Source organism: Microcystis sp. M53598_WE2 (genome assembly GCF_030067735.1).
GTDB classification, from domain to species: Bacteria; Cyanobacteriota; Cyanobacteriia; order Cyanobacteriales; family Microcystaceae; genus Microcystis; species Microcystis aeruginosa.
Genome location: NZ_JASJFE010000104.1, coordinates 1 through 12,789, shown reverse-complemented (window position 1 = coordinate 12,789; position 12,789 = coordinate 1). Strand labels below are relative to the sequence as shown.

Below are 12,789 nucleotides of genomic sequence, written 5' to 3'. Positions count from 1 at the left end.
CGCTAACTTAGTAACCACCGTTTTAACCGTTCTTTTTCTCTATTTTGGTCGTCCTACCCGTCAAGTCTTCCCCATTGCTTCCCTAGCTTTGTTGTTCGCTCTCACTATGTTTCTCCACGTCGCCACCTGGTTAATGATTGGTGTGGTTATGGCCCCCACTTTTATCCTCTTTGGACTGGGTTTAACCTGTTTTGTGATCAATCTTCAAGCCATCAGCGATCGCCAAAGCTTGGAACAGTTATTACACACCGGGGTTAATCGTCTGGCACGCTCATTCAACTAAAGAAAAGCGCCGAGACTTCCCACTCCACCATGAAGATAACCGCCCTTATCCGGCTGAATTTTTTTCAGCCAAAGACTTGACAAACTCCAAAATTTCTGCTAACCTTGTAGTATAATGGCAATCCGTGTCGGCCTACGAACGCTCTTTTTAACTCTTTCTTAAGAATAAAAATTTTAACCCGAATTGCCGGTAGTAGCTAAACTAAGAGCAGTACCACGGGAAACAGTGACTATGGAAGTTATTTGCACGCGTCCCCACTGTCCGAAACCGCGTAATCAATGCCCAGACCTAGACGATAGCAATCGCTTAACCTCGATCGAGCAGAAATATTGTACTACTTGCGGGATGCCATTAATTTTAGGGGGACGTTATTTGCCAGAACGTCTATTGGGACAAGGAGGATTTGGGGCGGCATTTTTAGCAGTAGATCGTTATAGTCCCAAAAAAGCTAAATGTGTACTCAAACAATTTCAACCTTCGGGTAATTTAAGTCCGCAAGCTTTAGAAAAAGCGAAAAACTTATTTTTTCAAGAAGCGCACGTTTTAGAAGATTTAGGACGAGAACATCCCCAAATCCCCGATCTCTATGCTTTTTTCCCTTTAACAGTCAAGAATCAATTAACGGGAAAAGAAGAGCAATTTTTCTATCTGGCCCAGGAATATATCGACGGTAAAAACTTAGAAGAAATTCTCCAACAGCAACAAAAACCCTTTCAAGAAAGTGAAGTCAAAAACATTCTCAAAGAATTACTTCTTATCCTCAAATTTATTCATGAAAATGGTTCCATTCACCGGGATATAAAACCATCTAACATCATGCGCTCCCAAAATGGCCGCCTCTATTTACTCGATTTTGGGGCAGTAAAACAGGCTACCAATAACCCTAGTAATACACAAGAGAAATCCACAACAATTTACTCAGCTGGATTTGCTCCTCCCGAACAACAATTAGGCAATCAGGTATCGGCAGCCACAGATTTATATGCCCTAGCAGCTACCTGTGTTATACTCTTAACTAATCGCGATCCTGATGATCTATACGATCCCCAAAAACAGGTCTGGAATTGGCAAAATTATGCCCCCAACATCAGTGCAGATTTAGCAAGAGTATTCAATAAAATGTTACTAGCAAATCCCCTGGATAGATTTCAATCCTGTGGAGAAGTTTTAACCGCTTTAAATACACCTCCCCCATCTCCTCCAGCTTCTCAAATTCCTCCATCTTCCCCATCTCCTCCAGCTTCCCCAATTCCTCCATCCCCTCCAGCTTCTCCAGTGATTAGAAAAACTTCCCGCTTTTCTCTTGGGGAAACCTTCGCTAATGCTGCCTTTACAGGATTTGAGGGGACATTATTAGTAATTGCCTTAAATAGTTTACTCCCCTCGCTAGGAATTGTCATCGCTTTTATGATCTTAGGTGGCTTAGTTTTGGCATTATTTAAAAAAGTGATTGAAGGGAGAGATTTACCGATTCTAGCAGCAATTACTCTCGCCTTCCTGTTAATTCCGCAACTGCAAGGAACCCTAAGTTTTCCTGAAATTGCTATCATTGCCGTGATGGCAGCCATCGGAGCCATTGCTATTACCGCCTTTTTCCGGTTAATATATCAGATAATTTTGCGATTATTTTAAAACCCTGAAAGTTTGAAAATTATCATCACTACCGCCAGTAATCGTGCCACCGAGGTCTAAAATAGTTTGCAGATAGTCGAGGATTTCCTGAGAAATTAACTCTCCCGGCATCAAAACGGGAATACCGGGGGGATAGGGACAGATAACATCAGCACTAAGACGATCGAGGGCATTTTTCTGGGATACTATCTCTGTAGGGGCAAAAAAAGCCTTTCTAGGAGAAATAGCCAAATTTCCCGTGACTGGGGGAGGAGTGGGGGGTAAACTGGTAGAGGAAGGGGATTTAAGGCATTGAAAAGCAGTAATTAGGCGATTAATGTGTTCGCGATGATTGCCGATGGAGATAATAAAAGTAAGTTGGCTTAAAGTCGGTAATTCTGCGGTGACGGCGTATTTTTCTCGCAAAATATCGTCTATTTCGTAACCAGTTAAGCCAAAATCTTTGACGATTACCGTTAAACGAGTGCGATCGAACCAGTGACAACCCGGGATAGAATGGGGAAAGTCTAAAACAGAGATATTAGGGATTTTATCGAGTTCTTTTCGGGCCGAAGCGGCTAAATCGAGGGTTTTGGTCAGTAAATCTAGTCCTTGCGTCGCCATTTGCTTTCTAGCACTATCAAGGGAAGCGAGAAGCAAATAACTAGGGCTAGTGGTTTGAACTAATTGTAAGGCTCGATCGACTTTTTCGGAACTAATGCGATCGCTTTTTAAGTGTAACATTGATGCTTGAGTTAAGGCCCCTAAAACCTTATGGGTGGACTGAATAGCCATATCAGCGCCGAGAGACAGGGCAGCCGGAGGTAAATCGGGATGAAAGGCAAAATGCGCCCCGTGAGCCTCATCGACGAGCAGCGGGATAGAATAATGATCGGTAATCTGGGCGATAGTTTTTAAGTCACAGCAAACCCCTTGATAGGTGGGAGAGACTACCATCACCGCTTTAGCGTCGGGATGGAGTTTCAGGGCATTTTCGAGGGATTGGGGGGTTATATTTAAATTTAGATCGATAGTGGGATTATATTCGGGATTGATAAAGATAGGCTGCGCCCCAGAGAGAATTAAGCCCGAAATTGCCGATTTATGAATATTTCTCGCCAAAATAATTTTATCTCCCTCGCCGCAAGTGGCTAAAATCGCCGCAATAATGCCACAACTGGAGCCATTGACTAAAAACCAGCTTTTATCTGCCCCAAATGTCTCGGCTGCTAAAATTTGCGCTTCTTTAATCACCCCCGTCGGGGCAAACAAATTATCAAGGTCGGGTAATTCGGGTAAATCGGCTTTAAAGACGCTTTTTCCCAGTAAATTACTTAAATCTTCCCCGATTCCTTCCCCCTGCTTATGCCCTGGTGCATAAAATGGTACATCTAAACTATTGACTTTTTTTTGCAGTTGTGATAATAGCGGAGCAGATTCTGGCGAAGGCATTGTGAGAAGTGGGAAGTGGGGGATTTGTCAGTGATCAGTAAACAGTAAACAGTAAACAGTAAACAGTAAACAGTAAACAGTAATCAGTAAACAGTAATTAGTGAAGATTGATCGGCGAATAATATCATTTAAAACTTAAAACTTATCAGTTATCACTTTAATCTGATAAATGATAACTGATAACTGATCACTGATAACTGTTAACTATCTGTGCCTAACATTTGCAGTTTATATAAACTAGCGTAGAGGCCGTCTTCGGTTAATAAATCTTCATGGGTTCCCGATTCGACTAATTCCCCGCGTTTAAGGACAAGAATTCGATCGACATCGCGAATAGTGGAGAGACGATGGGCGATAATAATAGCAGTACGATTGACTAAAATCTGTTCTAAAGCTTCTTGAATTAATACTTCTGTCCCCACGTCTAAACTAGCGGTAGCTTCATCTAAAACTAAAATTTCGGGGTTACGAATAGCGACTCTCGCAAAAGCGAGTAATTGTTTTTGTCCTCCCGATAAATTTGCGCCTCGTTCCCGTAAAAGGGTATGATAACCATCGGGTAACTCCTCGATAAAGTGATCGATATTAGTTAATTTAGCTGCTGCCTTCACTTGCTCAAAATCATAATTTTCCCCTAAAGTAATATTGCGAGTAACATCTCCGGCAAAGAGAAAAGTTTCTTGGAGAATGACACCGATATAACGTCTTAATTCCGCTTGGGGAAGATAACGGATATCGATACCATCCACTAGAATTCTGCCCTTACTTGGTTCGTAAAGACGACAGAGAAGACGAATAATCGAACTTTTTCCCGCACCGGTGGGACCAACTAAAGCGACTTTTTCCCCTGGATGAATGGTAAAATTGAGACCTTTGATAATATATTCATCGGGTTTATAACCAAACCAAACATTTTCAAAAATAATCTCGCCAGTTTGACGTTTTTCTGGGAAGTAAATCTCTTTATAATTGTTAGAATCGGTGATTTCAATGGGAATACTAATTAATTCACCAATTCGTTCTATAGCAGTAAAACCCGATTGAAACATAGTAAATTTTTCGGCAAACTGACGCAGGGGATTAAAGAGACGTTGGGAGAATAAAATAAAAGCTGATAAAACCCCAAAATCAATGGTTTTCTGGAGAATAAAAATCCCGCCTAACCATAATACTCCTCCCACGGCAATTAATCCGATCCATTCCAAAGTGGCCGAGACAGCAGAATCATAAAAAATTGTTTTATCTAGGGATTGACGATAGTGAGTATTGATAGCGCGAAACATTTCAGCATTAAAGCGTTCGCGGCGAAATAATTGAACAATATTAACTCCGACTATATTTTCCTGTAATTGGGCATTAAGTTTTGATAATTCCTCGCGTACTTGATAGTTAGCGATGCGGTATTGTTTTTGAAAAAAGATAATTAAAGCAGTGACGGGAAATAACATCAACACCAACAATAGAGCTAATTGCCATTGCAGGGTAAACATGGTGATGATAATAACTAAAATATTGACCAAATCACTGACAACTCCGATCGCCCCACTAGCAAAAACTTCTCCTAATGCTTCCACATCGCTGGTTAAACGAGTGACTAAACGTCCCACGGGAGAGCGATCAAAAAAACTGGAGGAAAGGGAGGTGACATGGGTAAATAAATCTTCCCGGACATTAGCAGTAATTGACTGACCGACTTTCTGCACTAGATAACCTTGCATTGTCCCTAAAATCAGTCGTAAAATAATCGAAGCTGACAGGATAATAATTAGGGTATTAATGGCTGCTGTTAAGGGCATTTGAGCCAAAAAATCCCAAGTTTGTTCCTTTTGCAAAAGGGAGACCGCTTGACCGATAATTAAGGGTTGGATCGCCCCCGTGAGAGATAGGGGAAAAAGAAGTATTAATGAGCAAAATAGCAGGGCTTTTTGCTTTTTTGCGTAGGGAAGTAATGTTAATAATAAGCTCCAGTCATTTTCTTTGACCGGAGGGGACACAGGGGAGGATGATAGACTCATGAAGGGGTTTCCAGTGAAATTCTCGGCAGCCAGGGAGAAATTACCCCCCTGTTGTTAACTTTTCTAACAGGCGATCGATCTGGAAATGTTCCTCCATTAATTCTCGAATACAAGCGACTTTTACCTGTTCCTGTAAGCGAATCTTCCCGAAGGCCCGATCGACGATTTCCACGGTGGTGAGAGTATCTAAATTTACCGAGAGAATCGGTACTTCTAAATCCTCGGCCCGGCCCAGAATCAGGGGATCTGGAGAGATGGAACCAGTTAAGATCAAACAGGTGGTAGAAGTTTCTAGGGCAGCTAACTGTAGGTCTGTGCGATCGCCACCCGTAATCACAGCCATATTTTCCCCCTTGCGAAAATATTCTAAAGCGGCGTTGACATTCATTGCCCCGATCGCTAAACTTTCTACCATCCAATCCAAACGATCGGGCCGACATAATACTTTGGCCTCTAAAAGATGGACAATTTCCCGAACACTAATACTGCGCATCAGTTTACTAGCGGGTAACAGTCCTAAAACTTCCACACCTTGGCCAGCGAGATAGGGTTTAAGGAGAGATTGTACTTCATCCCAATCATCGGCGGGGATATCACTAATTACTACCCCCAGCAGCTGATTATTTAATTCCTGTTGCGCTTTCAGCAGACTATCGGCAATCAGGGGAGAACTATAGCGGGCCACCAATAGGATCGGAGTCTGGAGAATTTTGGCCATCTCCCCCATCGATAACTGAAAAATACTCCCTTCCCAGAGAGTCCCCGGCCCTTCGAGGAGGGCAATATCACTGTTAACCCGATCGAGATAGCCAGCAAGAATATTGCCGTAGTCCTGTTTATCTGCACCTTGCAGACGTTTAGCAACGGAATCCATATCCGTATAGATCAGGGGTAAACGCAGCTGCTCGGGGGATAATTCTAGTAATTGCTGGATAAATTCTACATCCTCATCGACCAATTGCCCATCGACGTAGCCCGGACAATTGCCCACTGGTTTGCCGTAACTTATCTCTAGGCCTTTTTGCCGCAAGAGATGCGCTAAACCGACGATAGTTCCCGATTTACCACTGAGGGGTTCCAGGGAAGAGATGAGTATAGATTTGGCTGATTTCGCCACGATTTGCTCCTTTTAACCCGTAAAATCCCGACTTTTATTCTTCAAATCGCAGCAGTTTCCGATAAAATCCCTGCGAAAAGTCGGCCGAACCTAGCTGCTTAAAGGTTTTAATCGCATCGATGAGATATTCGATCAACTCGGCGTTAATAATCGTCATCTCATAGCTTAGGTCGGCCTGTCCTTCAAATTGTAAACGACAACGGGTCAATTCCGAGGGCAATTTTGATACATACCAAGACGCTACAAAGGGAATCCCTTGACTGTTTTCTATGGGACGACGACCTTCTAAAGATCCTGCTTGATACAAAGCGATCGCATAGGGCAGGATACTATGTTTGTCCTTGGCATAGTAGGGCATATATACTAACACATCAGCCTTATTAGCGGGTTCTAATTGTTCGATCGTCGGCATAATTAGTTAATTCTTTGCTTCACGGCCAAGTTACCAGTAATACTGATATTTTCGATATATTTTAACTGATCGCCCCCGGAATCTCCCGATCGAGAAAATAGGCAGAATTGACGACCAGATCATCCCTCTATACTGAGGTTATCATCGGCTATAACTGGTATATGAACCCGAAAAACCGTGCCGGGGTAGAGGGAACTTGTTTGCTCGGGATTGGGACTGATAAATTCAATCGTCCCCCCCATGCTGGTAATTAATTCTTTAGCGATCGCTAAACCCAATCCTGTACCGGGTATATCTCCCCCTGCTTGCACTCCCCGGTAGTGACGTTGAAAAATTCTTTCTTGATCGCTCCTCGCTATACCATAACCCGTGTCTTTAAAAACAATTTCTACACTATTCTTAACATTCTGCACCTCGACGGTGACTTTTCCGCCAGCAGGAGTATATTTGAGGGCATTATCAATTAAATTGCTGAATACTTCCCGCAAACCGGGGATATTGGCGCAAATAAGTGGTATGTCTTCCCCGTGAATCGTTTCTAGACTGAGATTTCTCTCTTTGGCTACGGCCTGGGCCGAAAGGAGCAGCGGATCGAGAATATCATGGAGATCGATCGGAGCTAGTTGGCCGCTGCCAGCAGGCAAGAGAAAGGCGGTGGGGGAAGATTGCGCTTGCAGGAGAGGAATATCGACGGTGGGGTAATTTTCGCTTTCTTGCTGAATTTGTGCCTCAAATTCGGCGATTAAGTCCCGAACTCGATCGCTTTCCCTCAGAATACCAGTAATGGCGGGATCGTTACCTTCTTCGGCTAAAAGCCTTTTGAGCAGAAGTTTACCAAAGGTTTTTAAAGCGGTGAGGGGATTGCGGATTTGATGGAGAAAGGTATCGAGGCGCTGACGTTGCCATTGTCGATAATAACGTTCTTCTCCTAATTGGCGATCGAGTACACAGGCCAAAGCGAGGGTTTGGGTGATTTTTTCCATCCGGGTTAATTCCCAACTTTGCCAAGGTCGTTTTTCTCTGGTTGTCACCAATAATCCGATCATGCCCTCTTCGTACATTAAGGGTAAAAACAAGCGATGACCGCTGACGGTCTCCTGATTACTCCAGAGGTGGGATAAATCTTCTAACTTAACCGCAGTTAACAAGTCTGCCGCTGGTTGCCCCGGTTGTAAGGAAAGCCGCTTTTTTTGGGGAGAAGGGGGATTAAAAGGTGGATAAACAACGACTGGAATTAAATCACTCGATAAAGGTTCAGTTAAATAAACCGCACTTCTGTCCGTTTCCATTTGCTCTCGCAAAAGTTCCATCTGTGTCTGACAGAGGGCAATAAAATCATCACTCAGGGGAGTCCGGGAGGGGGAGGAGAAGGGCATACCAAGAAAGTAAAAAGTAAAAAATCAGAAAACCTAGATACAGCTAGGGTTGCGAGTTTTGTTTCCCAGTTTACATAGGGGAGAATGACCCTCCTCTTGAGTCGAGGGCAACCGGCAAAAAGCAATTAGGACAAGGGTTTGGTCACTATTTTCGGGGTGGATCACGGTATATATTAAAAAAAGTTTAAGAATAATAAGTTTTGTATCGATATTTGTGGGTGTGTTTTTGTAACAAAAACTTAAACCTAGTCTCAGTCTAGCTTCTAGTCAAACTTGTCTGTAATTGGGTTTGTGAGAGACACTTGATTTCTTGGTCTAGAACAGATATAATTGCTACGGCTTTTGTAACTATCATTACAACGATTAGCCAAAACAGGAGGTAATTGGGTTGGCCAGAAAACGGAAACGTAAAAGTCGCCGTCGTCAAGAAGGACGTAAGATACTTGAACTTATACCCCAGTATAGTATTGAAAGTGGCGAAGATAAACCCGTAACTGCGGCGCGTAAGTATATTCAAGCTATAGGCATTAGCCCACCAGCTTTATTGATTGTTAAGCGTAACGAGCATACAACCGATCGCTATTTCTGGGCTGAAAAAGGACTGTTTGGAGCGCAATATGTGGAGGAAAACCACTTCCTTTTCCCAAGTTTGCGCGACCTGCAGCCCCAGCCCCAGCCCGTCAAAGCACCGGTAGCAGTTGCCAAATAATTCCCAGGACTATTAATCATATCATGGAAAGTAAACTCGTTTACGCAAAAGTAAACGAGTTTTTTTTGAGCATAAGAGGAGATGGGGAGACCACTTCGTGCGCGTTGCGGGGGGAGATGGGAGCAGGGAGAAAAAAGCTGACAGCTAACGAATGTTACGATTGTTACAACATCTTGACATTAATTCTGATACCCTGACAATGTGTCAATCTGTGCAGTAATGGGGCAGAAACTCAAGTGGTATCGATCCATATTTCTATTGTTGAGGGCAACCCGCACTTGCGATCGCTATTAGCTTGGCATCTGCAACAGGCCGGTTATTTGGTTAATCAATCGGCAACCCTGCAAAGTGCGCGTCAAACTTTCCTTCATCGTCAACCAACCTTAGCAATTATCGATTCCGACTTGCCAGATGGGGATGGAATCGAACTCTGCCGTTGGCTTTATCAACAAAAACAGTCTTTAATACTGATTCTCTCGGCCCGCAATGGCGAAAAAGATGTGGTCAATGGTTTAAAAGCTGGGGCCGACGACTACCTGAAAAAGCCCTTTGGAATGCAAGAATTTATGGCTAGGGTAGAAGTGTTAACCCGTCGTTTAGGCAGTAGGGCTGCTCCCCTACACTTGGATTATGGGCAATTAAAAATAGATTTAGCCCAAAGACGGGTACAATTTCGCGGGGAGTATATCGAATTAACCCCCCAAGAATTTAGCCTACTCTACGTTTTAGCCCAAGCGGAGGGAACACCCCTATCAAGAGCCGATTTACTGCGTCGCGCTTGGCCCGAGGAAATCGATAATCCCCGGACAATTGATACTCATGTTCTCTCTCTGCGGAAAAAAATCGAAACCGATCCCAGGCAACCTAATTTAATTCAAACCGTCCGCAACGTCGGCTATCGTTTCAATCTAGAAATGTTGGCCGAGATGACTTCAGCTTTAGAAGCTAATATTATTGCCTCCACCAAAGGCAATCATAACGGCCATTCCATTAATAAAATTCCCGCTCACAATGTTAGTCGTTAATTCTGGCTTTGTCCGACTGATTAGCAGATTGTCTGCTGAAATCGTCTCCTAACCCCTGAATCGAAGCGAGGAGACGAAGGGCAAATTAAACCGTAGTCACCATTGACCGAGCCGCTTGTTGCTGAAATTCCGTCAATAAACGCCGGAATTCGTCGCCGTCAATGGTTTCCTGTTCAATCAGTATATCCACCAAGCGATCAATCGCCACACGATTGTCAAGGATAAGTTTTGTTGCTAAATCGTGGCATTGCTTGACAAGTTCCCGCACTTGTGAATCAATTTTCGCCATCATCGCGAAAGAATGGTCGGCATGATAACCAGCAGCAGCACCACCGAGATAGGAATTACCATCCTCCTCTAGGGCAATCAATCCCAATTCCGACATTCCCAGACGCGTTACCATCTGTCGGGCCAGATAGGTGATTTTTTCAATATCATTACCGGCCCCGGTAGTCACTTCATCCTCACCGAAGACACATTCCTCCGCCACCCGTCCCCCTAATAATCCCGCAATTCGGGCTAATAACTGGGAACGACTGGTTAAACCCTGTTCTTCATCAGGAGTGAACCAAGTTAACCCCTGCGCTTGCCCCCGGGGAATCAGGGTGACTTTTTCCACTTGATCGTGACCGGGACAGAGAGTACCGACAATCGCATGGCCGACTTCATGATAGGCGATCAAACGCTTGGCTTTACTATCCACTAAAGCTCGCCCTTCCATACCGGCCACAATCCGATCGATCGCATCGTTGACCTCCTCCATAGTAATCGCCTCTTTGCGCCGTCTAGCGGTAAAAATCGCCGCTTCGTTGAGCATATTCGCCAAATCTGCCCCAGTAAAACCGGGGGTGCGCCGGGCGATCGCCTCCAGAGCCACATCAGCAGCCACCTTTTTATCGCGAGAATGGACCTCCAAAATGGCCAAACGTCCCTTAGAATCTGGATAATCCACCACCACCTGTCGGTCAAAACGACCCGGACGCAGCAAGGCCGAATCCAAAACATCAGGCCTGTTGGTGGCGGCAATGACGATAATGCCAGTATTTCCCTCAAAACCGTCCATTTCCGTCAATAATTGGTTCAGGGTTTGTTCCCGTTCATCATTACCTCCCCCATAACCGATCCCTCTTTGACGACCAACGGCATCAATTTCATCGATAAAAACCAAACAAGGGGCATTTTCCTGGGCTTTTCGGAACAGATCTCGCACTCGCGACGCACCAACCCCGACAAACATCTCCACAAATTCCGACCCGGAGATGCTGAAAAAAGGTACTCCCGCCTCTCCCGCGATCGCTTTAGCCAGTAAAGTTTTTCCCGTCCCCGGGGGCCCGATTAACAGGACTCCCTTGGGGATTTTCGCACCAATAGCCGTAAATTTTTCCGGTTGTTTGAGGAATGTCACCACTTCCTGTAAATCTTCCTTGGCCTCATCCACACCCGCGACATCATTAAATTGTGTGTCGGTTTTCGCCTCCATCTGAAACCGCGCCCTTGATTTACCGAAGTTCATCGCTTGACCGGAAGCATTGGCAGAACGACGGATAATAAACACCAATAATCCCAAGACGATAATAATCACTAACAGGTTAGTGAGAACATTGATCAGGGCTGAATTGTCAGTGCTGGGGAGAATGCCGTACTCAATTTTTTTAGCATCGAGTTTCTTGATTAATTCGGGATTTTGGTCAAATAAATTGACTTCCTTCGGGGGCTCCTTGTCCGTTTGACCGACGAGGGTAACTGCTGCCTGCTGCAAAGAAGGATTGATTTCGACCTTTTTTACCTTTCCTTGGTCGATCTTCTCTAACAATTCACCGTAGGTGAGGGTATTTTGGTTTTTTTGACTCCAAGCAGGAGTGACATGGCCAAAGGTTTGCAGAATCATCCAAGTGGTGACAATCCCTTTCCATACTGGCCGACGACCACGATTCTTAGCTGACTTGGCTCTAACTACGGTGAGTGGAGATTTTTGATCCATAATTGACTCTATATCTAGTTACCCTGTATTCATTGTGACAGATCGACTCGATCGTGACCACTGTTCTGTTTGCCCCCAGGCACGACCCCGGGGGCAAATAGTGATGACGGTTTTTTGCTATATTGTATTTAGCTAGGTGGTCTAACAACTGCCTATCCCAATCACTAAAAGTTTAGGGAAGTGGGTTTCGCCCGCTTTTTTTGTTGTCTAAATCATGACCCATCCGCTCATTGCCGACCTGCTGCACCTAGCCACCCCTATCGCTGAAAACTTGGGGCTAGAAGTGGTCGATATCGTTTTCCAAACCAATAAAAGGCCTCCCGTCCTGCGCGTCGATATTCGCAATCTTGCGGGAGATACCGGTTTAGAGGACTGTGAGCAGATGAGTCGGTCCTTAGAAACCGCCCTCGACAGTCAAGAAATCTTACCCGGGGCCTACGTTTTAGAAATATCTAGCCCCGGCATTTCTCGACAACTGAGCAGTGAGCGCGAATTTCAGTCTTTTAAAGGTTTTCCCGTCATCGTTACCGGCCAGGATAGCCAGGGAAAACCAAAAGAATGGCGCGGAAAACTGCAAGGTAGAGATGAGCAATCTATTTATCTTAACCAAAAAGGTCGCTCCCTGAGCATCGATCGCACTACCGTCATCAGCGTCCGTTTAGATGAGCAGCGCAATAATCAGTAATCAGTAATCAGTAATCAGTGATCAGTGATCAGTAATCAGTAATCAGTAATCAGTAATCAGTAATCAGGGATAAAGATGAAGATAAATAAAGGCTCTTCGGTTGGTGTTATGCAATAGACGGGG

General features: G+C 44.5%; 11 protein-coding genes. 5 read left to right on the top strand and 6 right to left on the bottom strand.

Features of this window, described 5'->3' with window-relative positions; genetic code table 11:
* Together PX636_RS02450 and PX636_RS02445 are read left to right on the top strand one after the other, a co-directional pair.
* The coding region (locus PX636_RS02450; protein WP_288116126.1) for a hypothetical protein at window positions 1–283 on the top strand (283 nt) is incomplete at its 5' end.
* 231 nt (window positions 284–514) lie between these two features.
* A complete protein-coding gene (locus PX636_RS02445; RefSeq protein ID WP_288116125.1) occupies window positions 515–1,915 on the top strand; it encodes a serine/threonine-protein kinase in 1,401 nt (466 codons plus the stop codon).
* Here PX636_RS02445 and PX636_RS02440 read toward each other — a convergent pair.
* From PX636_RS02440 to PX636_RS02420, 5 genes are all read right to left on the bottom strand, one after another.
* Window positions 1,907–3,346 (bottom strand): aminotransferase class I/II-fold pyridoxal phosphate-dependent enzyme, encoded by a 1,440-nt coding sequence (locus tag PX636_RS02440; protein WP_288116124.1) that lies wholly within the window; start codon window positions 3,344–3,346, stop codon window positions 1,907–1,909. The genes PX636_RS02445 and PX636_RS02440 overlap by 9 nt on opposite strands.
* A gap of 200 nt (window positions 3,347–3,546) precedes the next feature.
* Window positions 3,547–5,361 (bottom strand): ABC transporter ATP-binding protein, encoded by a 1,815-nt coding sequence (locus tag PX636_RS02435; protein WP_012264847.1) that lies wholly within the window; start codon window positions 5,359–5,361, stop codon window positions 3,547–3,549.
* Between the two features lie 40 nt (window positions 5,362–5,401).
* The gene (locus PX636_RS02430) at window positions 5,402–6,478 is read right to left on the bottom strand and encodes a phosphotransacetylase family protein (protein WP_002798557.1); all 1,077 of its coding nucleotides are present in this window, start codon (window positions 6,476–6,478) and stop codon (window positions 5,402–5,404) included.
* 34 nt (window positions 6,479–6,512) lie between these two features.
* Entirely contained in the window at window positions 6,513–6,890 is a 378-nt protein-coding gene (gene ebsA, locus PX636_RS02425; RefSeq protein ID WP_288116123.1) for a type IV pilus biogenesis protein EbsA, read from the bottom strand.
* 119 nt (window positions 6,891–7,009) lie between these two features.
* Complete coding sequence (locus tag PX636_RS02420) at window positions 7,010–8,266, bottom strand: GAF domain-containing sensor histidine kinase (protein WP_288116122.1); 1,257 nt, start codon at window positions 8,264–8,266, stop codon at window positions 7,010–7,012.
* A gap of 388 nt (window positions 8,267–8,654) precedes the next feature.
* Here PX636_RS02420 and PX636_RS02415 point away from each other — a divergent pair, with 388 nt between their 5' ends.
* Both PX636_RS02415 and PX636_RS02410 read left to right on the top strand, forming a co-directional pair.
* Window positions 8,655–8,975 (top strand): DUF3155 domain-containing protein, encoded by a 321-nt coding sequence (locus PX636_RS02415; protein ID WP_002798554.1) that lies wholly within the window; start codon window positions 8,655–8,657, stop codon window positions 8,973–8,975.
* 236 nt (window positions 8,976–9,211) lie between these two features.
* On the top strand, window positions 9,212–10,000 hold the full coding sequence (locus PX636_RS02410) for a response regulator transcription factor (RefSeq protein WP_002798553.1): 789 nt from the start codon (window positions 9,212–9,214) through the stop codon (window positions 9,998–10,000).
* Between the two features lie 85 nt (window positions 10,001–10,085).
* On the opposite strand, the gene ftsH is transcribed toward PX636_RS02410, so the two are convergent.
* Window positions 10,086–11,981: an ATP-dependent zinc metalloprotease FtsH gene (gene ftsH / locus PX636_RS02405; RefSeq protein WP_288116121.1), complete on the bottom strand. Its 1,896-nt coding sequence runs from the start codon at window positions 11,979–11,981 to the stop codon at window positions 10,086–10,088.
* Window positions 11,982–12,195: 214 nt separating this feature from the next.
* Between ftsH and rimP the strand changes: the two genes are divergently transcribed.
* Window positions 12,196–12,666, top strand: coding sequence for a ribosome maturation factor RimP (rimP, locus tag PX636_RS02400; RefSeq protein ID WP_002798551.1), 471 nt, complete (start codon window positions 12,196–12,198; stop codon window positions 12,664–12,666).
* Window positions 12,667–12,789 lie beyond the last annotated feature (123 nt).